The 24,380-nt window shown below is 47.9% G+C and carries 26 protein-coding genes, 6 tRNA genes and 1 riboswitch; of the genes, 15 read left to right on the top strand and 17 right to left on the bottom strand.

Features of this window, described 5'->3' with window-relative positions:
• Positions 1-294: 294 nt before the first annotated feature.
• The gene (locus ACE04G_RS12200; RefSeq protein WP_235193755.1) at positions 295-693 is read right to left on the bottom strand and encodes an HAD family hydrolase; all 399 of its coding nucleotides are present in this window, start codon (positions 691-693) and stop codon (positions 295-297) included.
• Between the two features lie 115 nt (positions 694-808).
• Positions 809-984, bottom strand: a riboswitch (cyclic di-AMP (ydaO/yuaA leader).
• Between the two features lie 371 nt (positions 985-1,355).
• On the opposite strand from ACE04G_RS12200, the gene ACE04G_RS12195 reads away from it, so the two are divergent.
• Positions 1,356-1,835, top strand: coding sequence for a glutathione peroxidase (locus ACE04G_RS12195; RefSeq protein WP_036610823.1), 480 nt, complete (start codon positions 1,356-1,358; stop codon positions 1,833-1,835).
• 150 nt (positions 1,836-1,985) lie between these two features.
• Here ACE04G_RS12195 and ACE04G_RS12190 read toward each other — a convergent pair.
• A tRNA-Leu gene (locus ACE04G_RS12190) sits at positions 1,986-2,068 on the bottom strand.
• A 443-nt stretch (positions 2,069-2,511) separates the two neighbouring features.
• Between ACE04G_RS12190 and ACE04G_RS12185 the strand changes: the two genes are divergently transcribed.
• The 3 genes from ACE04G_RS12185 to ACE04G_RS12175 all read left to right on the top strand — a co-directional run bounded on the left by ACE04G_RS12185 (position 2,512) and on the right by ACE04G_RS12175 (position 4,346).
• Entirely contained in the window at positions 2,512-3,213 is a 702-nt protein-coding gene (locus ACE04G_RS12185; RefSeq protein WP_162158974.1) for an urease accessory protein UreF, read from the top strand.
• A gap of 266 nt (positions 3,214-3,479) precedes the next feature.
• Entirely contained in the window at positions 3,480-3,683 is a 204-nt protein-coding gene (locus ACE04G_RS12180; RefSeq protein ID WP_017690011.1) for a hypothetical protein, read from the top strand.
• A gap of 27 nt (positions 3,684-3,710) precedes the next feature.
• Positions 3,711-4,346: a nitrogen regulation protein NR(II) gene (locus ACE04G_RS12175; RefSeq protein WP_449004255.1), complete on the top strand. Its 636-nt coding sequence runs from the start codon at positions 3,711-3,713 to the stop codon at positions 4,344-4,346.
• 31 nt (positions 4,347-4,377) lie between these two features.
• On the opposite strand, the gene urtE is transcribed toward ACE04G_RS12175, so the two are convergent.
• The 5 genes from urtE to urtA all read right to left on the bottom strand — a co-directional run bounded on the left by urtE (position 4,378) and on the right by urtA (position 9,273).
• A complete protein-coding gene (gene urtE, locus ACE04G_RS12170) occupies positions 4,378-5,073 on the bottom strand; it encodes an urea ABC transporter ATP-binding subunit UrtE (RefSeq protein WP_076209466.1) in 696 nt (231 codons plus the stop codon).
• Positions 5,051-5,860 (bottom strand): urea ABC transporter ATP-binding protein UrtD, encoded by an 810-nt coding sequence (gene urtD / locus ACE04G_RS12165; RefSeq protein WP_449004256.1) that lies wholly within the window; start codon positions 5,858-5,860, stop codon positions 5,051-5,053. The genes urtE and urtD overlap by 23 nt, the downstream gene beginning before the upstream one ends.
• Entirely contained in the window at positions 5,823-6,914 is a 1,092-nt protein-coding gene (gene urtC, locus ACE04G_RS12160; protein ID WP_076209468.1) for an urea ABC transporter permease subunit UrtC, read from the bottom strand. The genes urtD and urtC overlap by 38 nt, the downstream gene beginning before the upstream one ends.
• A 21-nt stretch (positions 6,915-6,935) precedes the next feature.
• Positions 6,936-7,841, bottom strand: a complete 906-nt coding sequence (gene urtB / locus ACE04G_RS12155) for an urea ABC transporter permease subunit UrtB (RefSeq protein ID WP_036610830.1) — start codon at positions 7,839-7,841, stop codon at positions 6,936-6,938.
• Positions 7,842-8,022: 181 nt separating this feature from the next.
• The gene (gene urtA, locus ACE04G_RS12150; protein ID WP_221819177.1) at positions 8,023-9,273 is read right to left on the bottom strand and encodes an urea ABC transporter substrate-binding protein; all 1,251 of its coding nucleotides are present in this window, start codon (positions 9,271-9,273) and stop codon (positions 8,023-8,025) included.
• Between the two features lie 261 nt (positions 9,274-9,534).
• Here urtA and ACE04G_RS12145 point away from each other — a divergent pair, with 261 nt between their 5' ends.
• The 6 genes from ACE04G_RS12145 to ACE04G_RS12120 are packed head-to-tail and all read left to right on the top strand — an operon-like array spanning position 9,535 to position 14,318.
• On the top strand, positions 9,535-9,837 hold the full coding sequence (locus tag ACE04G_RS12145; RefSeq protein ID WP_449004257.1) for an urease subunit gamma: 303 nt from the start codon (positions 9,535-9,537) through the stop codon (positions 9,835-9,837).
• A 17-nt stretch (positions 9,838-9,854) separates the two neighbouring features.
• On the top strand, positions 9,855-10,244 hold the full coding sequence (locus ACE04G_RS12140; protein ID WP_221819176.1) for an urease subunit beta: 390 nt from the start codon (positions 9,855-9,857) through the stop codon (positions 10,242-10,244).
• The gene (gene ureC / locus ACE04G_RS12135) at positions 10,241-11,959 is read left to right on the top strand and encodes an urease subunit alpha (protein WP_221819175.1); all 1,719 of its coding nucleotides are present in this window, start codon (positions 10,241-10,243) and stop codon (positions 11,957-11,959) included. The genes ACE04G_RS12140 and ureC overlap by 4 nt, the downstream gene beginning before the upstream one ends.
• A gap of 33 nt (positions 11,960-11,992) precedes the next feature.
• Positions 11,993-12,688 carry an urease accessory protein UreF gene (locus ACE04G_RS12130; protein WP_249911497.1) on the top strand — a complete coding sequence of 232 codons (696 nt, stop codon included), beginning with the start codon at positions 11,993-11,995 and terminating at the stop codon, positions 12,686-12,688.
• Positions 12,689-12,721: 33 nt separating this feature from the next.
• Positions 12,722-13,441 (top strand): urease accessory protein UreG, encoded by a 720-nt coding sequence (ureG, locus tag ACE04G_RS12125; protein WP_017690021.1) that lies wholly within the window; start codon positions 12,722-12,724, stop codon positions 13,439-13,441.
• Positions 13,347-14,318 (top strand): urease accessory protein UreD, encoded by a 972-nt coding sequence (locus tag ACE04G_RS12120; RefSeq protein WP_486094467.1) that lies wholly within the window; start codon positions 13,347-13,349, stop codon positions 14,316-14,318. Before ureG ends, ACE04G_RS12120 begins: the two co-directional genes overlap by 95 nt.
• A 110-nt stretch (positions 14,319-14,428) precedes the next feature.
• Here ACE04G_RS12120 and ACE04G_RS12115 read toward each other — a convergent pair whose 3' ends face one another.
• The 4 genes from ACE04G_RS12115 to ACE04G_RS12100 form a co-directional block, all read right to left on the bottom strand.
• On the bottom strand, positions 14,429-14,854 hold the full coding sequence (locus ACE04G_RS12115; protein ID WP_036610863.1) for a helix-turn-helix domain-containing protein: 426 nt from the start codon (positions 14,852-14,854) through the stop codon (positions 14,429-14,431).
• A gap of 169 nt (positions 14,855-15,023) precedes the next feature.
• Positions 15,024-15,106 (bottom strand) — tRNA-Leu (locus tag ACE04G_RS12110).
• A 17-nt stretch (positions 15,107-15,123) separates the two neighbouring features.
• A tRNA-Lys gene (locus ACE04G_RS12105) sits at positions 15,124-15,199 on the bottom strand.
• A gap of 106 nt (positions 15,200-15,305) precedes the next feature.
• A tRNA-Glu gene (locus ACE04G_RS12100) sits at positions 15,306-15,377 on the bottom strand.
• Positions 15,378-15,685: 308 nt separating this feature from the next.
• On the opposite strand from ACE04G_RS12100, the gene ACE04G_RS12095 reads away from it, so the two are divergent.
• A complete protein-coding gene (locus ACE04G_RS12095) occupies positions 15,686-16,462 on the top strand; it encodes a DeoR/GlpR family DNA-binding transcription regulator (protein ID WP_047842021.1) in 777 nt (258 codons plus the stop codon).
• A 3-nt stretch (positions 16,463-16,465) separates the two neighbouring features.
• Positions 16,466-17,362 (top strand): Cof-type HAD-IIB family hydrolase, encoded by an 897-nt coding sequence (locus tag ACE04G_RS12090; protein ID WP_339307310.1) that lies wholly within the window; start codon positions 16,466-16,468, stop codon positions 17,360-17,362.
• Between the two features lie 64 nt (positions 17,363-17,426).
• Here ACE04G_RS12090 and ACE04G_RS12085 read toward each other — a convergent pair whose 3' ends face one another.
• On the bottom strand, positions 17,427-18,098 hold the full coding sequence (locus ACE04G_RS12085; protein WP_091033649.1) for an MgtC/SapB family protein: 672 nt from the start codon (positions 18,096-18,098) through the stop codon (positions 17,427-17,429).
• Between the two features lie 283 nt (positions 18,099-18,381).
• Positions 18,382-19,041, bottom strand: a complete 660-nt coding sequence (locus ACE04G_RS12080; protein ID WP_339182786.1) for a flavin reductase family protein — start codon at positions 19,039-19,041, stop codon at positions 18,382-18,384.
• A gap of 104 nt (positions 19,042-19,145) precedes the next feature.
• Here ACE04G_RS12080 and ACE04G_RS12075 point away from each other — a divergent pair, with 104 nt between their 5' ends.
• A complete protein-coding gene (locus ACE04G_RS12075) occupies positions 19,146-19,844 on the top strand; it encodes an ArsR/SmtB family transcription factor (RefSeq protein ID WP_449004258.1) in 699 nt (232 codons plus the stop codon).
• 221 nt (positions 19,845-20,065) lie between these two features.
• Here the strand turns inward: ACE04G_RS12075 and ACE04G_RS12070 are convergent.
• From ACE04G_RS12070 to ACE04G_RS12060, 3 genes are all read right to left on the bottom strand, one after another.
• A tRNA-Ser gene (locus ACE04G_RS12070) sits at positions 20,066-20,154 on the bottom strand.
• 6 nt (positions 20,155-20,160) lie between these two features.
• Positions 20,161-20,236: transfer RNA gene (locus tag ACE04G_RS12065), tRNA-Asn, on the bottom strand.
• Between the two features lie 94 nt (positions 20,237-20,330).
• Entirely contained in the window at positions 20,331-20,792 is a 462-nt protein-coding gene (locus tag ACE04G_RS12060) for a SprT family protein (protein WP_036669054.1), read from the bottom strand.
• A gap of 119 nt (positions 20,793-20,911) precedes the next feature.
• Here ACE04G_RS12060 and ACE04G_RS12055 point away from each other — a divergent pair, with 119 nt between their 5' ends.
• Together ACE04G_RS12055 and cmpA are read left to right on the top strand one after the other, a co-directional pair.
• Positions 20,912-21,268 (top strand): hydrolase/acyltransferase, encoded by a 357-nt coding sequence (locus tag ACE04G_RS12055; RefSeq protein ID WP_336759533.1) that lies wholly within the window; start codon positions 20,912-20,914, stop codon positions 21,266-21,268.
• A gap of 180 nt (positions 21,269-21,448) precedes the next feature.
• Positions 21,449-21,592, top strand: a complete 144-nt coding sequence (gene cmpA / locus ACE04G_RS12050) for a cortex morphogenetic protein CmpA (RefSeq protein WP_105408244.1) — start codon at positions 21,449-21,451, stop codon at positions 21,590-21,592.
• Between the two features lie 161 nt (positions 21,593-21,753).
• On the opposite strand, the gene ACE04G_RS12045 is transcribed toward cmpA, so the two are convergent.
• Complete coding sequence (locus ACE04G_RS12045) at positions 21,754-23,976, bottom strand: Tex family protein (RefSeq protein WP_260870950.1); 2,223 nt, start codon at positions 23,974-23,976, stop codon at positions 21,754-21,756.
• Between the last annotated feature and the right edge of the window lie 404 nt (positions 23,977-24,380).

Here is a 24,380-nt window from a genome sequence, read left to right as displayed (position 1 = left end):
TAATCGAGTTCAAAAAGTCTGGTTTTCAGTACCGAGAAGATGGAATGAAGCTAGAAATGGAGTAGCGGAGCGTAGGGAAAACTACGTGAGCAACGGACATTTCGGCTGAATTTCATATTCGATGCTGATGATGCCACAAGGCATCCTTCGTAATCAAAAGCGGACTTTTTGAACAACCTCTAAAACCATAAAAAAGAAGACTCACCATCCTGCATGAGTCTCCTCAAACTTCCGTTTATCGATACATTCAATTATAACAGTCACCTTACACCTGAGCAATCACAAGCTATGGCATTAACCATTGAGGAGAAAGCCAACTTCCCCATTGAGCGAATATACAATCCGGTCTGCGCCCATGCCCCGATAGATGCCCTTAGGATGACTCTGCTCCGTAATAACGCACAGAGATTTCGAAGTCCATGAACGGCAGATCTGTAAATAACGACAGGTCAGATTCAGGCTGTTCTCGAAAATAAACACATTGCCTACGCTGCCCTGCGGCAAAAACCATTTTTGAGCTGCAGCCGTGTTCATGCGAATGACATGTTCTACTCCGATTCTACGGAGTCTGCGCTCTTCCCCTGCACTGTTGGTTAGAACGGCAAACGGCATTTTTTTGTACATCAGCAATTTGATAAATTTGCGTCCTGCTTCATTTGGAGCAGTCACTAAGATCATCTCAGTATCCATCATTCGTTCCTCCCTTGGCGTGAAAAGACAACAAAAAAGAAGCGTGGGGGACCAAGGCCTCCCGAACGCTTCTTAAAGTACCCATGGCGAAAACGCCATGAACCAGCGTACGGCTTGTTGCCTCTCCCTTTAACGCTTACGAGGTTAGCTGACGGATTCGGGCGCGAGAGTCGCCCTATTTCCGGCTGTCACCGGAAAATTCACCCCATGAATGCCTACTGTCCTGGACAGCGCATTCCGTTGGTTCCCCCGTTTCCCACTCATCAATGAATGGAAACTCAGCGATTAAAACATCGTTCGTATATCTTAAGGTAAGATCGAGCGATATTATCGTTTGTTTCGTTTTTCAGGTACAATTTAGTTTAAATTGAAATTACGTTATGAATCATACACCCGCGCCATGTCGGTGTAAAGTCCGCCCAGATCACCAAATCGGCAGATTTTTGCCAATTCCCATCCATAATAACGCTTACAACAAAGTTATACTCCATCTATCTCTTCAAGGCTATCTAATTCTCACTCTGGCGTAAATCACTTCCCAATTCATTCACGTATTCTGCACAACTTGCCTGTTTTGATTCTTTTAACACCACATTAGTTTTGCAATATTTAATTGCAACCAATATAATAGAAGATATAAGAGTAAATAAATGGAGGCGATTTAGATGACAGTCTACGATTACAAAGTGAATACACTTCGCGGTCAAGAAGTTGAAATGTCCGACTACCGTGACAAAGTGTTACTGATTGTGAATACGGCAAGCTCATGCGGCCTTACCCCTCAATTCAAAGGTCTGCAAGAACTGCAAGACAAGTTTCAAGATGCTCCATTTGAAGTTCTTGGTTTCCCAAGCAACCAGTTTGCACAGGAAAAAGGATCTTCCGACGATATTGCCGAGTTCTGTCAGATGAATTATGGCGTGAGTTTCCCCATGTTTGAGAAAATTGATGTGAACGGCTCAAGCGCTCACCCTCTTTTCCAACACCTTAGCACAGAAGCTCCTGGCCTGCTTGGCTCCAAAGCAATCAAATGGAATTTCACCAAATTCCTTGTGGATCAGAACGGACAGGTAATCAAACGTTATGCTCCCAAAACAACACCGGACAAGATTGAAGAAGATATCAAGAACTTGCTGCAAAAATAATACATTGGCCACCCGTAGCCGGAAGGTAGAGCACCATTGCCCCGGTAATGGATGGCCTTTTTTTTCTCAACTCTGATGTCAAACTGTTCAAAAAGACAAAAAAAAGAAGCCTTCCATTAATGGAAAGCTTCTTTTTAATCGTTCATATGATGCGGTCGAGAGGACTCGAACCTCCACGGGCATACGCCCACTACCCCCTCAAGATAGCGTGTCTGCCATTCCACCACGACCGCATGTCGTAAATAATCGGCAACAGAATTGATTATACCGGGTCCAGAACCAAAAGTAAAGTATTTTTTAATACTACTTTTTCAGCTAGGCAATTTCATCAAAAATCGCATAATCTCGTCATCTTTACCCATGAACTGCATATCATTAGATTTGATCCCCTCTTTTCCGGCTTGAGCTGATCTTATTGATTCATTTATATATAGTCCTTCCTTATATATAGTCCACCCTGCACTTCACCATATAAATAACACAACAAGTTATATAAAATAACACAATATTAAATCCCAGATTTAATTCATTAATTTTCACGGATACTATTGACAAAAAGCGGACATTTATGGGATGATAACTATCATATAATTCGGATTTTTAAACACAAAGCAAACAAAAAGGAATATAAATGTCACTTTAAGTGACATTTAACGAACACAGGAGGCGAATGATTGTGAACCGTGGGAATAAGCTGCTCGATTATGTCAAACTGCTTGATTCCTCTATTCAGGTTGGAGGGTTCACCCATTCCTTCGGCATGGATATCCATATCAGGGAGGGTACCATTCGTAATGCTGAAGATCTCGAATCATTCATGCGTTGTCAGTTGCATCCCAGCATTGTTCGTCTTGAAGGTATGGCCATTAAAGGCATCTATACCGCAGCAGATCACAAGGATACATGGCGGATAGCTCTGATCGACAAGCTCGTCCATGTTCAGCGAACCCCTGGAGATCTCAGAGAACAAGCTGCCGCGATGGGTAAACGATTGATCAGACTCGCACGCGCTCTGCACCCCTGGATTGAATTCAGCCAGCTCGAACAGATCTTTGCCAAATACGATTCGGTTGGCTGCCTCTCCACTGTTCACGCCTGGATTAACCACCACCTCGATATCCCGGTCGAGGAGGCGGTCCTTGGTTACCTGCATTCAGCCATGAATGCCTGCATAACCGAAGCCTCCAAAGTCATCCCCCTGAACAACGATACAACCAAGGATCTGATGGTCCGCCTGGCCACAGATCTGGAGAATGAATGGAAGACCGTCAGCGCCTCGGCTGCGGATGGACTGGCACAGCCAACCTCGATGTCCATGAAATCGTTTTTCCCCAGTTTCCATATGCTTGGAGCTGGACTTCATGCCTACAGGGCCTAATCCTCTTCCTCCTCATACCTGCTCCCCTTCATTCAGACAAACTAAAAAACACGCGGCAACCTCCTTGCCGACGTGTTTTTTGTCATTTTATTTGTTTTATTTACGTATTTACGCCATTTATCATCACAAAATACACTTTTTTCCGTCTTTTTTAATTGTTAGATGACGAAATTACGTATATAATGAAACATACAGCTCGCATTTCTATACATTCTACATGAAGAAAGGGCGGCTGAATACTACATTCTAACCAGGGGTGAACCCTTTTGAACAAGAAAAAACCAGTTACTCCGTTCGGATGGGCCATCAAACGACGGCTAACCGAACTTCAAGTGGACCAGAAGACTTTTTGCGAACAGCATGGCATCCCACCCTATCGTTTATCCAATCTTATTCACGGCACACGCAAAGCAACCCGATTCAGGCACCTGGTCGCTGATATTTTGGATATTCCAGATGAACTGAGATAAGATTTCTGCCAAAGGAGGGTCTCATCCATGAGACATGTTACATCCGATCTGGAGAGGCTGTCGTTCCAGTCCATACGTCACCAGCTCATCATCGTTGATCACAATTGGATTATCCAAAGTTGTAACCGTGCCTGGCAACAGGGACTCGGTCAATGCTCACCAAACCCGGATATACACAGTAGTCATAGACATTACCTGCATCTGACGGAAGCCTGGGCAAAACGAAGCAAGAACGCTAACATGGCACTTGTCACACAGAATTTGAAAGAACGCGGAATACCCTTTAATCGAAATCATACATATGACATCTGCGTGTATACTGTATACAACGAAAAGAGGTGGTTTCGTGTAGAACTCACCCCTCTATCTTATGCAAATTCAATTCTGGATACCGATCTCGCTTTAATTGCACACATGGATATTACCGAACAGAGAAAGACAGAACACCAATTGAAGAAGGCATTGTCTGAAGTGCGTACATTGCGCGGACTGCTGCCTATTTGCGCCGTCTGCAAACAAATCAAGGACGAAGAGGAACACTGGAACTCCGTTGAGAGTTATCTGGAGAAGCATACCCACGCCGAATTCACCCATGACATCTGTCCGGAATGCATTCGGCGGTTATATCCGAAATACTCGAATATCCTGGACAAGCGCTCCTGAAACCTCTCTCCACTCGCCACACTAACTACAACTATACGGAGAGATGATGTTCAAACTGCGACATATCCAGTTCTTGCGGTGTCCCATGCAGGGTTATGGTTCCTTTGTCCATGATATAGATGTAATCTGCGGCACTTCGTACAAAATCAATACTCTGCTCTACCAGCAGAACCGAGAGGTTCCCCTTTGCCTTGAGCTGCAAAATAACCTGCCGAATGTCCTCCACGATAGAAGGCTGGATGCCTTCTGTCGGCTCATCAAGTAGCAACAACCCCGGACGCGAAGCCAATGCCCGGGCGAATGCCAACTGCTGCTGCTGTCCACCACTCAGATCCCCGCCCTGCCGTCCATACATCGTCGCAAGCACTGGAAACATCGCCAGTACATCCTCGGGGAACGTTTTTACTCCCGGTGCACTTGTCTCCAGACCTAGCAATAAGTTTTCTTTCACCGTAAGCTGCGGGAAAATCTCCCGCCCCTGCGGTACATAACCGATCCCTGCCCTTGCCCGCTTGGCTGTATCCAAGGTGGATAACTCCTGATTTTGCCACTGAATACTGCCCTTGCGTGTTTTAAGCAGCCCCATTAATGTTTTCATCAACGTTGTTTTCCCTACACCGTTACGGCCCATCAGACACACCACCTGTCCAGGCTGTACATCCAGGTTCACACCACGAAGCACATTACTTTCCCCATAGCCGGATTCAATTCGTTGCAGCGACAGCATGGTCATCCCTCCTTTTACCAAGATACACTTCGGCCACTTTCGGGTCTGCCTGTACCTCCGCCATCGTACCTTCCTTCAGCAGTTTCCCTTCATGCATCACCGTTATCTTCGCTGCGAACTCTCGCACAAACTCCATATCATGCTCCACCACCACAACCGAGCGCTCACGCGCAATCTCTTGCAGAAGTCGCCCGGTCTTGTGTGTTTCTTCATCCGTCATGCCTGCGGCTGGTTCGTCCAGCAACAACACCCGTGGCTCCTGCAGAAGCAGCATACCAATCTCCAGCCACTGCTTCTCCCCATGTGATAACGCTCCTGCACGAGCATCAACGCGGTCTTGCAGACCAATCTGGAGGGTAACATGCTCCATGGCAGCACTCATTTTCCCATATCGACGAATACCGATGGCTTGCAAAGGGGAACGGCGAGTCTCCGCCGCCAGTGTCAGATTCTCCTGCACCGTCAGACCCGCAAAGATCGATGGGGCCTGGAATTTGCGTCCCACACCTTTGCGAACAATCTGGTGCTCCTTCAGTCGTGTTAATTCCGTGCCATCCGCCATCTTCACCGAGCCGGACATGGGTTTTGTTTTGCCACATATCACATCCAGCATCGTTGTTTTCCCAGCACCATTGGGTCCGATTAGAAAATGCAGGTCATGTTCATGCAGCTTCAGATTCATGCCTTTAACAGCAACGAACCCACCAAAGGCCACCGTAATATCCTCGGCTACCAACACCGCTGATTCCTCAGTAGACTTTAGGTTTTTCCCGAGTGACTTGGACATGCGCACTCTCTCCTCTCCGCTTCAACAAGCGAACTATATGACGATATACACCTACAATACCGTTTGGCATGAACAAAACGACTGTTACAAAGAGCCCACCAATGACAAACAGCCACCCTTCGGGGTAAGCCTCACTTATGCCTGTTTTGGCTGCATTCAGCACCACCGCTCCGATGACCGCCCCAATAAGCGTACCGCGACCACCCAATGCAACCCACAGGACCATCTCAATGGAAGGCACAATCCCCATCATCGATGGCGAGATAATACCCACCTGAAGAACAAACAACATGCCCGCGATGCCTGCAAGCGCACCGGAAAAAGCAAAAGCCAGCGTTTTATATCCTGCCGGATCATATCCGAGGAATCGCACCCGATTCTCCCCATCCCGCGCAGCTTCGAGCACTTGACCGAATCGACTGTTCACCATTCGACGACAGAGCATATAAGCGATCACCAGAACAGCAAGCGTTATATAGTAGAGAGCAATCGTCGTTCCAGCGGAATGAAGTGTAAAACCAAAGATCGAATTATATCCGGTGATGCCATTTGTTCCGCCCGTCCATTCCTGTTTACCAACAAAGAGTGTTACCGTAATGAGAACCAAGGCTTGAGTCAGGATGGTAAAATAAACACCGGTGATCCGGTTACGGAACGTAAACCACCCCAGGGCAAAGGCGAGCAATGCCGGAAGGGCTATCCCCAATAACAGCGCCACCGGGAAGGAGCGAAACGGCTCCCAGAACCATGGCAGACCACTGAGACCACTCCATCCCATGAAGTCAGGAAGTGTTGCTCCACTGGCCTGAAGCTTCAGATACATCGCCATCGCGTATCCACCCAGTCCAAAGAACACCCCATGCCCAAGACTCAACACACCTCCATATCCCCAGATCAGATCAAGACCAATGGCCAGGATTGCCAGCGCCAAAAACTTGGCTAACAGACTCAAACGAAACTCCGTGGAGATCAGTGGAGCAAGACACATCATAATCAGCACAACTGCCCAGATAATCCTCATTTTCAGACTGCCAGTCTTGAGTAAAGCGGACATGAACTAACCCCCTTTTTCACGTTAATCGAGACTCCGTGTGCGCATCGCGACCAATCCGCGTGGTTTCCATTGCAGGAAAGCAACGATACATACAAACACAAGCACCTTGCCAATGGAGGCCGAGGTATAGGTTTCGAACAGCGTGTTGAACATACCAATCCCCAATGCACCACACACGGTTCCGACCAATTTCCCTACGCCACCCAGGACAACGACCATGAACGCATCCACAATATAATACGTACCAAGTGAAGGACCTATCGGACCAATGAGCGTTAATGCACAACCTGCAATTCCGGCAATGCCCGAACCAATCGCAAAGGTCATGCCATCCACCCGCCGGGTCGAAATCCCAAGACACCCCGCCATGCTCCGATTTTGCATTACAGCCCTCATTCGTCTTCCGGAAGATGTTCGATAGATATAGAGATACATACACAGCAGTACAACCGCAACCAGTGCGATAATGAAAATTCGTTTATACGGAAATACAATTCCATCCGAGATCGCCAATCCCCCATTGAGCCAAGCTGGACTGGATACTCCCACATTTGGTGCTCCGAATATGGTACGGGCCAGTTGTTGCAGCATCATGCCTACACCCCATGTCGCAAGCAGACTGTCCAGCGGCCTGCCATACAGATGCCTGATCAGAACCACTTCAAGCAACCAGCCAATCAGAGCCGCTACAATGAACGCAATTGGCAGAGCCACAACAAAGTAAGCACCAAACCACGCAGCTGGAGCATAGGACATGAACAGATTTTGTGTTACATACGTTGCATATGCACCGATCATGATCAGTTCACCGTGAGCCATATTGATGACATTCATCAGCCCAAACGTTACTGCAAGCCCCAATGCAATCAACAACAGAATTGAACTGATACTCAGACCATTGAACATCTGCAGGATAAACATATCCATCGCTATCCCCTCCTCCATACCGTGACTCTCGATATTTCACATGACTTCAATTAGCGGCAGGAACATTCCCATATTACAGTAACGCTTTACCGCGATACGGTGAGAGGATGTGTTGTCACACCCTCGTTTATGTTTCGGCTGCTTTGAAGCGAGTTGCCTGTTTTATTGCGAGGTTTCTATGTTATTTAGCGCTGAGGGAAGCTCCCCATTCATACGTTTTCAGATAAGGGTCCGGCTTGACAGGCTCACCAGAATTCCATAATTCCTTGAACTGCCCATCTTCCTGCACCTCACCGATCCGTACGGTTTTGTAGATATGCTGATTCTCTCCATCCACGGTTACCTTACCTTCCGGAGCATCAAACTCCAGACCCTTGGCAGCTGCCTTCACCTTCTCCACGTCGGTTGATCCTGCTTTTTCCACCGCCGCCTTCCAGAGATAAACCGCCACATATCCCGCTTCAATCGGATCAGCTGTCACTCGATCAGCACCGTATTTTTCTTTATACTTGGCAACAAATGTTGCATTCTCAGGTGTATCCGTTGTCTGATAATAATTCCACGAAGCCAGATGTCCCTTCAATACGTCTGCGCCAATACCACGGATTTCTTCCTCCGCCACACTTACCGAGAGGGTCGTCATCTGATCCGAGGAGATTCCGGCATCCTTCAATTGTTTGAAGAAGGCCACATTGCTATCTCCGTTCAGTGTATTGTATACAATATCCGGCTTCGCAGCTTTGATTTTGCTAATGATGGTACTGTAATCGGTATGGCCTAGCGGTGTATATTCCTCGCCCACCACTTCGCCGCCTTCTGCTGTGAGTTGTGCCTTAATGACCTGATTGGCCGTTTTTGGGAATACATAATCTGAACCGAGCAGATAAAACGTCTTGCCCCTGTTCTCCAGTAACCAGGTTACAGATGGAACGATCTGTTGATTGGTTGTTGCTCCTGTATAAAAAATATTTGGCGACGATTCCAATCCCTCATATTGCACCGGGTAAAACAATAGACCTTTGTTCTGTTCAAACACTGGGAGCATAGCCTTCCGACTTGCAGAGGTCCATCCACCAAATACAGCAGCAACCTTATCCTGTTGCAGTAACTTCCCAGCCTTCTCCGCAAAAGTAGGCCAATCCGAAGCGCCATCCTCAATTACAGGCTCGATCTGTTTACCCAAAACTCCGCCCGCGGCGTTGATCTCTTCAATGGCAAGCATCTCCGCATCTTTAACAGATACTTCACTGATCGCCATCGTTCCGCTGAGAGAGTGAAGAATGCCAACTTTAATCGTATCACCGGATGCAGCCGGCTCTCCTGTACCACCTGAACCCGAAGCTTCAGGAGGCGTAGCGCCCTCCACACATCCTGTCATCACGATGACCGCACCCAGCAAAATACTCCATAACTTGACCGACCTCTTCTTCAATAGCCTACACTCCCTTTTTTTAGTCTATTGACGAACATTAAGGTCATTTGCGTCCGAAATGTTCGTTGATCCAAATTATGGAGGGTTACTCTCTTCATGTCAATATAGCTTACATAATTTTATTTCATGCCTACCTGTTTCATGCATACTGCTAATAAGCCTTGAAGCTTATTGACAAAGAAATCACCCTGTGTGAGTATATTTAACATATAACTTGATTCATGAACATATCAGACACTATAAGCGAAAGGTCGGATTGCCTTGCACTGGACTGAGCAGGAAAAGGAAAAACTCCTGATTACCGTGGCCGCTAACCTCGCCCGTGAACGAAGAGCACGCGGACTCAAGTTAAATGTTCCCGAAGCCATCTCCTTGTTGACCTCCGAACTGATGGAACGAGCACGGGATGGAATGAGTGTTGCCGAATTAATGAGATACGGAGGCACCATCCTGACACGTGAAGACTGTATGGATGGTGTTCCCGATATGATTCCTGAAGTACAGGTAGAAGCCACATTTCCTGACGGTACAAAACTGGTTACCGTACATGAACCTATACGCTGAGAAAGGCAGGAGAAACCATGATTCCTGGTGAATACCGTTTGAAGCCAGATGACGACATCATCTGTCATCCGGATCGTTCAACCCTACGACTCCTTGTCCTTAACCGCGGCGACCGCCCCGTCCAGGTCGGCTCTCACGTTCACTTCTATGAAGTGAATGCAGCACTGGACTTTGATCGCATGTCAGCTTTTGGACATCGCCTGCACATTCCGGCAGGCACCGCAGTTCGCTTCGAACCTGGTGAAGAGAAACCTGTCGAACTCACGACCTTTGGCGGCAAACGCCAAATTCACGGGTTCAACGGACTAACCGAAGGCTCTGCGGATCAAGTTCCTGATCCAGTGAAACTGGAGGCATTCCTGAAGACGTTCTCCCCTCCCATACCAGATGGAGGTGAACCCTCATGAAACAAATGAGCCGTGAACAATACGCGTCCATGTTTGGACCGACAACCGGCGATGCCGTAAGACTTGCGGATACCGAACTATGGGCAGAGATTGAACATGATTATGCCGTATACGGAGATGAGAGCAAGTTCGGAGGTGGTAAGGTTATCCGCGACGGAATGGGCCAGTCCACCACCGCTCTGCGAAGCGACGGCACTCCTGATACGGTTATCACCAACGCTATCATTATCGATCATTGGGGCATTGTAAAAGCGGATATCGGCATTCGGGATGGTCACATCTGCGCCATTGGCAAATCCGGTAACCCGGATACAATGGATGGTGTTCATCCCGCACTGGTCATCGGTGCTTCCACCGAAATCATCGCTGGTGAAGGCATGATTGTAACCGCTGGCGGCATTGATACCCATATTCATTTCATCTGCCCACAGCAGATTCAGACTGCGTTATCCTCCGGGGTCACGACCATGATCGGCGGCGGAACAGGACCGGCAACAGGAACCAAAGCCACCACCTGCACACCAGGAGCCTGGCACATCCACCGGATGCTGGAGTCCGCAGAAGCTTTTCCCATGAACATCGGTTACCTTGGCAAAGGCAACAGTTCCAGTACCGCACCTTTAATTGAACAGATTGAAGCTGGTGTCATCGGCCTGAAGCTGCATGAAGATTGGGGCACTACCCCGAGCGCTATCGACGCTTGTCTGACTGCCGCCGGAGAACATGATGTTCAAGTGGCTATCCATACCGATACATTGAACGAAACCGGATTTCTCGAAAACACCCTGGCTGCGATCAACGGCCGGACGATCCACACGTACCATACGGAAGGCGCTGGTGGCGGACATGCACCGGATATTATCCGGGCCGCTGGGGAGTCCTACGTTATCCCCTCATCAACCAACCCAACACGACCGTACACACGCAACACTGTAGAAGAGCATCTCGATATGTTGATGGTGTGTCATCACCTGGACCCTTCCATCCCGGAAGATGTAGCTTTTGCCGATTCACGGATTCGTCCCGAAACCATCGCAGCCGAAGACATTTTGCATGATCTTGGCGTGTTCAGCATCATCAGTTCCGATTCTCAAGCCATGGGCCGAGTGGGCGAAGTCATTATCCGCACCTGGCAGACAGCCGACAAAATGAAAAAACAACGCGGCAAACTTGAACTCAACCCGGATTCCCCCTCCGATAACGATCGGATCAAGCGATATGTCGCCAAGTACACCATCAATCCAGCTATCGCACACGGAATCGGTCATCTCGTCGGTTCGGTGGAAGTTGGAAAGCTGGCAGATCTAATCATATGGAAACCGGCCTATTTCGGTGTAAAACCCGAGATCGTCATTAAAGGTGGCATGATCACGTTTGCCCAGATGGGTGATCCCAATGCGTCCATCCCGACACCTCAGCCCGTATTTGGTAGACCGATGTTTGGAGCCTATGGTAGCGCCATTGCCAGCGGATCGATCACATTTGTCTCCCAAGCCGCAGCAGATGCGGGGATCAAAGAGTTATTGGGCCTGAAGAAACGGGTTGAACCCGTCAAGGGCTGTCGCTCGGTCAGTAAAAAAGACATGATTCATAACGACGTCACCCCCGTTATTGAAGTCGATCCCGAAACCTACGAGGTACGCGCCGACGGCGAGCTACTCACCTGTGAACCCGCAGACGAGTTGCCTATGGCACAGCGGTACTTTATGTTTTGATAGGAATACGGATTAGCTGATAAGGGGGCACTCATGATGAATAGTGGCACGAAGCTACTCCGTTATGTTCAGCTGCTGGATTCAGCCCTGCCCATCGGTGGTTTCTCCCATTCCTTCGGTCTGGAAGCTTACACGCATGATGGCACCGTGCAAAATACCGCGCAGCTTGAACAGTTTATTCGTAGCCAGCTTCACTCCAGTCTTGTACGACTAGATGGTCTTGCCATCAAAGGCGTCTATCAGGCGATAAAACAGCAAGATGCCGCTCTACTTGCCCTGTATGACAAACGTGTCCACGCCCAGCGCTCCCCTCGGGAACTCAGGGAAAGCGGCCACAAAATGGGAAAACGACTGCTCAAGCTGGCCCGTTCACTCTATCCATGGATGGACTTTTCCCTGATCGATGAGGCTATACGGGAACACGGCGCGTATTGTGGCATCACGACCATTCACGGTTATATCAACTATCAATTGGAGATTGAATTGGATGAAGCCGTTACCGGGCATCTGTATACCTCAGTGAACGCTTATGTGAACAGCGCACTTCGCCTGCTGCCCATCGGACAAACCGAAGCGCAGATGTTGATTCAGAAACTGCTTGATGATATCGAAGCGGAATGGGCGCTCATTCGGGAAAATGACCCGGAAGATATGCACAGCTTCGGAATCGCCCAGGAAATCTACGCCATGCGGCACGAGACCTTACCCGCGCGGTTGTTTATGTCTTAACTACAACTTTTATCTAACTTAGGAGGAATTGTTATGTGTGGAGGAGCTAATCATACGCATCATCCGGAGTGGGAACGTAAAGCATTTGATCGGAGTCGTCCGATGCGAATTGGAATTGGCGGACCGGTAGGTTCAGGTAAAACAGCCCTGGTGGAGAAGCTGTCCAAGGCACTGCGTACACGTTATAGCCTTGCTGTCATCACCAATGACATATACACCAAGGAAGATGCCGAAATCTTGCTGCGTCAGAATGCACTGGCACCAGAGCGCATTATCGGTGTAGAGACAGGCGGATGCCCGCACACGGCTATTCGTGAGGATGCCTCCATGAATTTCGAAGCGGTTGACGAGTTGATTGAACGTTTCCCGGATCTGCAACTGATCTTCATCGAGAGTGGCGGCGACAATCTCTCCGCTGCATTCAGTCCGGAACTGGCCGATGTGTTCATCTACATTATCGACGTTGCCCAAGGGGAGAAACTCCCTCGCAAAGGCGGTCCCGGAATCACACGTTCAGATCTGCTGTTAATCAACAAAACCGACCTCGCCCCTTACGTTGGTGCAAGCCTGGAAGTTATGAAAAATGATACCGAACGGGTACGCGAAGGCCGCCCTTATGTCATGTCTAATCTAATGAGCGGTGAAGGTGTATCCGAGATTGTCCACTGGCTTGAACATCAATATATGGATGACGATGCTTCCGCTGCACATCTGCATTCACACAGCCATGAACATGGCACTCACTCGCATTAATTCATCTTCTGTCCCCACGGAAACAGAGCTAAATGGGAATGAAAGTGCAGGTTCGCCCGTCACACGCCGCAGCGAGCTTCGGGCCACCTTTGCCTTTCAAGGCGACCGGACTGTCATGACTGATCGTTATTACAGCGCACCACTCCGGTTTAGCCGATCCTTTCGACCTCCCGGAGGCGGAACCGAATTATGTGTGTACACGTCAGACGTCTCGCCTGGAGTCCTTAACGGGGATCATTATCATTCCGAGTGGGAATTAGGTGAAGGCACCCATGTCATGCTGAGCAGCACATCTGCTACCAGACTCCATCCCACACCTTCCATTCCTTCATCCGTTAATCATCACTTTCGGTTGGGAAAAGGGGCCACGCTGGAATACTTCCCTGAATGCGTCATTCCCTTCAAGGGAAGTTCTTCTTCGCTCGCTGTAACCTTTGAGCTGGAAGAACAGGCAATCCTGGCCTATGCAGATATCTGGTCTGCCGGACGGATTCATCGGGGAGAAGCGTTCCAATTCGAGCGTTACCGCAGCTTGACGGAGATATGGCAAGGTGAGCAACTGGCTGTCTGGGATCGATTCGGACTCGAACCGGATACCGATGATCCCAGACACTCAGCGTCCCTCCTTCACTACACACATACCGCTGCGTTATGGATGATTGCCCCGGGGCTTGGTACTGCGGAGTTGGAGCAAGTCAGATCTGCTCTGCCACCAGATGGACGAATGCTCGCAGGTGCAAGTTTGCTGGCAACCGGTGGAATCGGCGTTCGACTCCTTGGCATGGCAGCTTGGGAACTTCAGGAGCAGTGTCTTCAAATCTGGAATACACTCCGCCCCCATCTGCTGAGCAAAGAAACCCTCGTCTTTCGTAAATAAGGGCGTGAAGTAAGGATGGTTAACACAAAAACCTCTGAACTGTCTCCGAGTGTGTTCGGATTAGTCCAGAGGTTTTTGTACATTCAGTCTATGGATGCTGCTCATATCACTTACGCTTCGTTTTCCTCAGAATCGTTCTCTGACTTGTTCTCAGGTTTATAGCGATAGTCGCCTGCATCCTTGCTTTCCTTGGATTTGCGGTAACGGGTGAACTCAATATATTCGCTGATAAAAGACTGTTCCACAGTCGATAATTCACTTTCTTGGCAATTCAATTGCCGCAAAACGTCAAAAAAATAATCCTCCCGTTTTTCCCGAACCATCGCTTCCTTCGATGGACGTCCAATCATGAGCCAGTCGAGGCTCACATCAAAAAACGAAGCAATCTCAATTAATTTATTCGTACTCGGAATAGACTTGCCACGTTTCCAATCACCCAGATTGCCTGTGCTAATCTTCAGCTGTTGGCAGAAAGCCTTCTTGGTCATTCCTCGTTCGGCAATCAGGTGTTCAATTCGCTCATAGATCGACTGCATACAAGAACCGCCTTCCAACCGTAATAATCAACTCATCTGCTTGAATTATACCACATTATTCCTGAATGCTCAGCCTTTATATGCCTGGAACAGGATAAGGTATATCGTATAACACAAAGATAGACTCCCATGAATGATCATAGAAGTCTATCTTATATTGTTGCTGTGATGCGGTCGAGAGGACTCGAACCTCCACGGGTATACACCCACTACCCCCTCAAGATAGCGTGTCTGCCATTCCACCACGACCGCATATTCAATTGTAAAAATGGTGAGCCATGAAGGGCTCGAACCTTCGACACCCTGATTAAAAGTCAGGTGCTCTACCAACTGAGCTAATGGCTCTTGCTGTAAACTTCACCGGATGTGCCATGCTTCATTCTTGTCTATAAGAGCAATGACTTTGAGGATTACTCATCGAAAATGTAGATCTCATGAGGTGGTGAAGATATGACCCGTAGGGGATTCGAACCCCTGTTACCTCCGTGAAAGGGAGGTGTCTTAACCCCTTGACCAACGGGCCTTAATAACAAGTTGTCTTTCTTGGCGACAAGAATGAGTATACCACAGGACAATTTGAACTTGCAATACTTTTTTTGAAATTTATTTTTCAAGCCTTTTTGTCCATTGCATACTGTTCTTCAGAGGCCCGTTAATCGCCACCTCTCCTATTCATGCCAGTGTCATCACTGTGCAGGAAAAATGTAAATCATTCATTAAAACACTTACAAAAACTTACGTTCACTTATAATATTGCAAATCACATTAAAAATACTTATAATTAAAGTATCAGTATAAGTACGGTCATCCATACACTCGGAGGTGACATGTTTGTTTCAAGAAGAACGAATGCAGCTCATTGTTGAACATCTACGCAAACACAATCGCATCTCAGCCGATGATATTGTCGCCTTGTTTGATGTATCACGGGATACTGCACGCAGGGATCTGATTAAGCTTGAGGAACAGGATGCCATTATCCGAACACGTGGCGGTGCGATTCTCCCCCCTCCTCCGCAAGAATTCAGATCCTACAAAGACCGTTTACTCGATGTATCTGAGGAAAAGAGGGCCATCGGCAAACTCGCTGCGGCCATTGTAAGGGAAGGCGAGATTATTATTCTGGACTCTTCCACGACTGTGCAGGCCTGTGCCGAGAACTTAAACGGCAAATCCTGTACCGTCATTACTAATTCGATTCATTCCGCTGATCTTCTCTCCAATCACACTGCTGTCCAGATTCGTTTGCTCGGAGGCAAAGTAGACAAGGAACAACGTTATGTCTACGGTACCTCTGTTATCGAGACCCTCTCCCACTATTATGTAGATAAAGCCTTTATCGGAATTGGCGGTATCACCATGGATGGCTTCAGTGCTTCCGAAGAGGAAGGGAAAATTAAACACCAAATGATGAAAGCTGCCAAGAAAGTTGTTGTTCTTGCAGATCAATCCAAGTTTGATAGACGTTATGGTTATCGTTTTGCCGACTGGTCATTGGTGGATGTATTGATTACGGATCAATGGCCAACCAAAGAATGGCTTGTTTTTCTAGCCGAACAACAGGTTGAGATTCTCATTCCTGAACCTACAGATGATAAGGAGTTGTAAATTATGAAATTATTTGCCACAGATTTAGATGGAACTTTGTTGAACATTGATAGCCAGATTAGCCCGGAGAATGCCGCAGCCATCCAAAAGGCCCAGCAATCCGGTATGAAAGTTACCATTGCAACAGGACGTGTCTATTCCGATGTTGTGACCATCAGCCGCGAAGGCGGAATCAAAACCCCGATTATCGGCTCCAATGGAGCGACAATTCATGATGCAGACGGTGAACGTTTATTCCATCTTCCGCTCGAGCGTGACACAGCAGCTTCCGTCATGCAGTGGCTGGAAGATCATGATGTCTATTATGAGGCTTCAACGCAACAAGGCATCTATGCCCCGCGTAGCAGTCATGAGACCTTGCTCGCCGAGATGGAACGTGTTCTTGGTTCGAACCCTGGTGAGGACATTGCACGCATGATTCGCTCCATCAAGAAACACTATGACAAAAAAGACTACCACCGCGTAGACAGCCACCTCGAAATTCCGGCAGAAGCCTACATCTATAATATTATGGCCTTCTCCATGAATCCGGACAAAGTAAAGACTGGTCGAGAATACTTCGCTTCCCGATCCGATGTCGCCATGGTTGTATCCTTTGAGCATAACTTCGAAATGCAGCACCCGGACGTATCCAAAGGTAATGCCCTCACCAAACTGGCGGCTCACCTGAACATCTCCATGGAGGATACCGTAGCGATTGGCGATAACTTCAACGATGTCTCCATGTTAAAAATGGCAGGACTCGGCATCGCCATGGGTAATGGCGAACCCGAGATCCAGGCATTAGCCAAAGCCATAACGTTGACCAATGTGGAGCACGGTGTAGCCCATGCTATCGAGTGCCTGCTTGAAGGTAAACCGGTGTCCCGTCCAGAAACGATTGTCGGAGAAGGTCAGTAATTGAACCCATACTGAATTAAGTACTGAACCTGCATGGTCGCCTGTTGATCCATGCAGGTTCTCTTCATTTTAACTCCGCAGATCGAACGTGAGGCACGTCCTGTAACAAAATAATCAGTTGCTCACCCCGGTACGAACCCGGTAGTTGCAATGTGAACTCAAGCACAGTCTCTTCCACGGAGTCTGTGCTTGTTTGCTGTTCTGTCTTAAATCCGATGACTGATATCTTCTCCTGCCCCAGCAGTGCCAAAACAGTCTTCAGGGCCTCTCCCTCATTTTGCAGATGGATGGTTAACGTCTCTGTTCGGGCGGATACCAACCAGCGTGTGGGTCTATGCAGTAACATCTGTGCCACGACAATAAGCAGTGTCACGCCTGCACCCGTCCAATACAGACCTGAACCCACAGCAAGTCCCATGCCTGCCGTAGCCCATATGCCAGCCGCTGTGGTCAATCCCCTGACCGTGTGACGCTGTGTGAAGATCATCCCGGCTCCAATGAACCCCACACCGCTAACGACTTGTGCAGCAATCCTTGACGGATCAAGAGACAGATTGGCCCAGCCAGCCTGATCCTGGAATCCGTATTTGGATACAATCATCATCAGGGCAGCACCAACGGCCACCACAAAATGAGTACGAATCCCCGCCTCTTTCATTCGATTCTTGCGCTCATAACCGATTAGCACACCACATATTCCAGCTATGAGTACACGCATCAAATATTCCACTTCCATGCACATCACCTCTTTCATTATGTATATGCTTACATGAGTCTATCTTTACTATTACCCAATCTTTCCCTGACTATATAAGTTGAACTAAAGATTATTTACACTGGCACTACGATGACAGAACAACCTTCCAATCGCTGTTATCCCCAGATTTTTTCGATTCCCTTTTCTCAAGGGAAAATCCGGTGATAAAGGCGAGCGCTTCGCTTTTTCAGTTTGTTTCTGTCCTCTCCGTTATCGTGTAAATGATTAATTCATCTTATATAATAAAAAGCCTCTACTCAGGTCACTTCTCTGCCCGGAAATTTTCCCCTTGTCTCTTGCCCAATCCGAAATATTGTCTGAAATTATATATCAGCGGATGCCATTCCTCTGGATTAATCTTGTTCGGTCCAGATATTAGTCTTGTGTGCACGTGCACCTTCAACGCTTTCACTTCCACAATCGCCATGAACGGTGTATGTTCGGGAATACGTATGTGTTGTACAGCCGCCTCAATCTGGAGCGGACATTCAACTATTTTATCTGGTGCCACCTGAACTGAGCATTCAGATGTTAGTCCAGCTACAGTGAATTTATCATGACAATATTCATAGCCCATCTTCCTTTTCTCCTCAGGAACCGGTGTGACTCCCGTATAACGTCCTAATGCCTCAACCTGTCTCCACATGGTCGCATCTGGTAAATTAATCACACACTCCGGATGTCGACTCAGATTTTCATAGGCTTTGCCCTGTGTACCTAGACCGAGAACCAGACAATCCCCCAGCGCCCAAGACGAAGATAATGGTGACAGGTTGGTTGACCCATCCTCATTTAATGTGCTTAGCAGCAATACGGGCGTACCATAATATAAAATACTGGGATTAATCGTCTCATGTTGAATCACTGCTGGACTCGCGGACAACTGCTCTGTAGCAAAGTCCTGTTTCGTTATCTTTTTCATCCTGAACCTCTCCTGTTCCCATTCCAATGATATATAAGCTCAATCTGACCGTAGGACGATACAACTGGATTGTAATACAGTAATAGTTCAGATATGATCGAAGTATGAATGTATATCCGAATATTACTGTTATTGCGTCGTTAATCGCTGATCCAAGCCGCGCTATTTTTCTGTCATCCTTACTGGATGGCCGTGCGTTGCCCGCAGGAGAGCTTGCTCATATGGCAAGTGTCACTCCCCAGACGGCAAGCAGCCATCTAGCTAAACTCGTAGAGGGAGGATTACTCGAAGTTGAACAACAAGGACGCCATCGATACTACCGTCTTGCAAACAAAGAAATTGCTAATCTGATTGAAACGATGGCCAGTATTGCTCCGCCTGTACAGATCCGCTCTCTCAAACAATCCGATCAGCTTCAACAACTGAGTCATGCACGGACCTGTTATGGTCATCTGGCCGGGAAATTGGGAATCTCGCTCTGTGAAGCCTTAATACAGAAGGGGTATCTTTCAGAGCCCGAAGAGGCACACAGCAAGGATTATCAAGTTACAGAGAAAGGAATACAGTGGTTCACTACGTTTGAAATTAAACTTCAGATGAAGCCAGGATCACGCCGGGCCATCGCTCGCAAATGTCTGGATTGGAGCGAACGCCGTCATCATCTCTCAGGTATACTTGGGGAACAACTCAGACATCGATTATCGGAACTGGACTGGATTCGTCAAAAAACAGGAAGTCGCTCTGTCGAAGTAACGGAAGCAGGCAAGAAAGGTTTATACGAGGTGTTGAGCATCACACTTTAAGCAGAAGCGTATACAAGGGATAACCAAAGATCAGTACACGCAAAAAATCCCCTTCACACTGACCGTTAACCGGTCTAATGTGAAGAGGATTTTTTGTCATTCAGAACGGAGAGAGAGGGGTACTCTCACTTCGTTCGAGACTGCGAAGTATTGCTAACGAAGCTTATGCTCCGACGAACCTTTAGGGTTCTCATCCCTTTGCAGAGAAGTTTAATTCAGAACGGAGAGAGAGGGATTCGAACCCTCGCACCGCTTACGCAGTCTAACCCCTTAGCAGAGGGTCCCCTTATAGCCACTTGGGTATCTCTCCAAGAAATGGCTCCCCGAACAGGGCTCGAACCTGTGACAACTCGATTAACAGTCGAGTGCTCTACCAACTGAGCTATCAGGGAAAATTAACTTGAATAAGACTAATCTATCATGATTAATAATCCAAGTCAACATGCCTTTCATCACTTTACTTACGCGTAGTGAACAATGCACACATCAGATATTCTGAAGGCCCAGCTTTCCCGCGCAACGACCACAACGGTAACGCTTCGGATCTATTTTCCGCTTGCGCAAATATTCCGTACCACAGCTCTTGCACACCAGCTTATAACGATATGGCAGCGGCTTTCTGCCTTTACCGTCAGGAAGTGATTGGCAGTAACGCGAGCCGCCTACCTTCTGCAATAAAGCCTTGAATTCCGGGTCACGATGCTGATAGCCGCGCCCACGAATATGCAGATGATAGTGACACAGCTCATGTTTGATGATTTTCTCAACCTCATCTCGCCCATAGGCTTCGAGTTGATGCGGATTGATCTCAATCCGGTGACTTTTGAGCATATAACGCCCACCTGTTGTGGTCAGGCGACTGTTAAACAACGCTTCATGGGTGAACGGCACTCCGAAATGATCCAGTGATACCTGTTCAATCCATTGTTGCAATTCCTCATTTTCCATCGGTATCCTCTCCTTGCACCCCCTCGGAGCATTTGTTTTTCCGGTATAATACTTGAATTTTAACCGTTTCGTAGGCTACACTGTCAAGTAGAATGTATGAGGGGAGATTATTACTCGTTATGCCTACAATGCGCTATGTCATCCTGCAGCAGGAACAACAATTGCAGTTTGTGGAAATGCCTTCAGATTATGCCTATCAACTCAGTGCGCTCAATCTGCGCCTGCATAAGGAAATCGATAAACTCACTGCAGCAGATGTCCCTGTTCTGCCTTGGGCGATCGCTGAATGCGACAACCTCGATCTCCTGAACGAAAATCTTACTATCATCGGTGGCCTTGATTATATCAATGCACTTGAAGAATCTTTTGCAGCACTACGTGAAAGCCATTATCCCTTGATCTCCCTGCTTACCGAAATCCGGGCGCTTCAGGCCCAATTGGAACAATGGTATGAAGAAGAGATGGAAGCTCTCTAATTCACCCCAGGTATCATTTTATAATGAGAACAACGGAAAGCGCATCTCCCTGAATTGGGATTTGTGCTTTTTGGTGATTGAGATATTGATTTGCCGGGGTCCTTCACTTATCCCGCACAGTCCAGGCTATTGCCACATATGCTAACGTACAGATGAATTATGCAAGAGGAGGAGATACCCTTGCCTCAATGGCTTTGCAATCAACTGATGCGTGCATTTCACAAAAAGGACAGCCGACAAATCAAGCTGCTGAACGAATGCTGGTTCTTTTATCGTAACAAACCAGCAAGCGGCACACCGCGCAGCGCGGAGAACGAACTTTAAGAGGTTGTTCAAAAAGTCCGCTTGTGGTTACGAACTTTAAGAAAAAGCCCATGATCATAGCCCACCGTACTTACCAGAGGAATTAGAACGGATAACGGGACCATTATTGTCGACAACAAACAGCCTTCCTACTCAGGAAGGCTGTTCTCCAATCCTATTACTTAAGAAGACTGTTGCGCAGAAGCAGGCTTCTTCATCGTAAGGCCGACACGGCCTTTTTTGGTATCCACATTCATGACCCACACCGTTACGTTATCCCCAACAGACACCACGTCCATCGGATGTTTAACATATCCGTTGCTCAATTGTGAAATATGGACAAGCCCATCACTCTTGATCCCAATATCGACAAATGCACCGAAATCAATAACGTTCCGAACGGTACCCTGCAGTTCCATGCCTTCCACCAGATCCTCAATCTTCAATACATCCGTACGGAAGATTGGCAATGGCATCTCCTCACGCGGGTCACGACCCGGACGCTGCAAGCTGTCCAAAATATCACGCAATGTAGGCACACCCACGTCCAGTTTCACAGCCAGCTGCTCTGGCTGTTGCTCAGACAGCAATACCGACAGTTCCTTGGTACCCAGCTTGTCCAGTGCAACCTGAAGCTCCTTGAACAACTGATCCACGACCTTGTAGGACTCAGGGTGAATCGGTGTACGGTCCAGCGGGTTCTCACCCTCACCAATACGCATAAAGCCTACACACTGCTCATATGTTTTGGCGCCTAAACGTGGTACTTTCTGCAACTGGCGGCGGTTCGTGAACCGACCATTTTCTTCACGGTACTTCACAATGTTTTTGGCAATCGTAGCGTTAACTCCAGCAACATAGGACAGCAATGAAGGCGAAGCCGTATTCACGTCCACACCCACATGGTTAACTGCGGATTCCACGACAGCCTTCAGACTTTCCTCCAGAATCTTCTGGGAAACGTCATGCTGATATTGACCCACGCCAATAGCTTTTGGATCAATCTTAACCAACTCAGCCAGCGGATCTTGCACCCGGCGAGCAATCGAAGCCGCACTGCGTTCAGCTACATCGAGGTCCGGGAATTCGTCTTGGGCCAGCTTGGATGCAGAATAGACACTAGCTCCAGCTTCGTTAACAATCAGATACACGAGACTTTCGTCACCGTTCTCCTGAATGATCTCGGCCACAAACTGCTCCGTTTCACGTGATCCGGTACCATTACCGATAACGATCAGACCAATATCATATTGCTTGATCATCCGGTGGAATACTTCGGCTGCTTCACGTTTCTTGTTGTGCGGTGGCGTCGGATAGGTGACAGCCACTTCCAGCAGCTTGCCTGTATCGTCCACTACAGCCAATTTACAACCAGTACGATAGGCCGGATCGACACCCAGCACACGTTTGCCATGAATCGGCGGCTGAAGCAACAGGTTACGCAGGTTAGCCGAGAATACCGATATAGCCTGATTTTCACCTTTTTCCGTAAGTTCTCCACGAACTTCACGCTCGATGGAAGGCGCAATAAGCCGCTTGTAGGCATCTTCAATTACAGCACGCAGGACGTCCTGTACGGCAGAAGCACCACGAATGATTTGCCCTTCCATGTGGCGATGAGCCGGCTCTGCCTGTACTTCGAGACCGACTTTCAGAATATTCTCCCGTTCACCACGATTAATCGCGAGAATACGGTGTGGAGGCATTTTCTTGGCTAATTCGCGGTAATCATAATAATTCTCGTATACGGACTCCTCTTGAGCATCCTTCGCCTCAGAAGTCAGCATACCGTGATCCAAGGTGTACCGACGAATCCATGCACGAATGGCAGCATCGTCTGCAATGTTCTCCGCGAGGATATCTTTGGCTCCCTGAAGCGCCGACTCCGCATCTTCTACGCCCAGTTCAGCATTGATATAACGCGCAGCTTCCTGGAGCGCATCTCCTTGTTTCGGTTGACCCCAGATCCATACAGCAAGGGGTTCAAGACCTTTTTCTTTGGCTACGCTGGCACGCGTTTTCCGCTTCTGACGGTAAGGTCGATACAGGTCTTCCACTTCCTGCAGCTTCACAGCCTGAGTAATGGATTTCTGCAGTTCTCCGGTCAGCTTGCCCTGTTCCTCTATAATACGGATGACTTCCAATTTGCGATCCTCGAGGTTGCGCAGATACACAATGCGTTCTTCAATCGATCGCAGCTGGTTCTCATCCAGCTCTCCAGTCATTTCTTTACGATAGCGCGCGATAAATGGAATCGTATTGCCTTCGTCCAGAAGCTCCGACGTGGTGCGGACCTGCTTCAAGGACAGTGACAGTTCCTTGGCTACCTGTTTGATGATTCGTTCATGGCGTTCTGCCTTTATTGTTTCTTCATTGGGTTCCAGAACCGTTTCCTGTTCAGACAAAATAAATCCCTCTTTCCTTCCTGAATCGTTCGTTACAATCATTTCAGGGCAGCTCTGCTGCTGTAATTACAGTATGGTTGAATCATCAGATTCATCCACTCTACCTTATATTATCACAAAATCACGTCCAGTTTTCCATCAATCCGATAGCATACAAGTTCTGACAGAATGATGTCATTCTCCAGCCTTCCCCAATACGTCAAAAAAAGACCGAAAAAACGTCAACACGACGCTCCTCGGTCCTCCTTTGTTTAAAACTTTAAATACAATAGCAATCTAATAAGTGAAACTGCTCATTTACACGATAACGGAGAGGACAGAAAAAACCTGAAAAAGCGAAGCGTTCGCCTTTATCCCCGGATTTCCCCTTTGAGAAAAGAGAACCGAAAAATCTGGGGATAACA

The organism is Paenibacillus sp. AGC31, from assembly GCF_057334655.1.
Note: the sequence above shows the minus strand (reverse complement) of the source record. Positions and strands in the feature narration are given on the sequence as shown.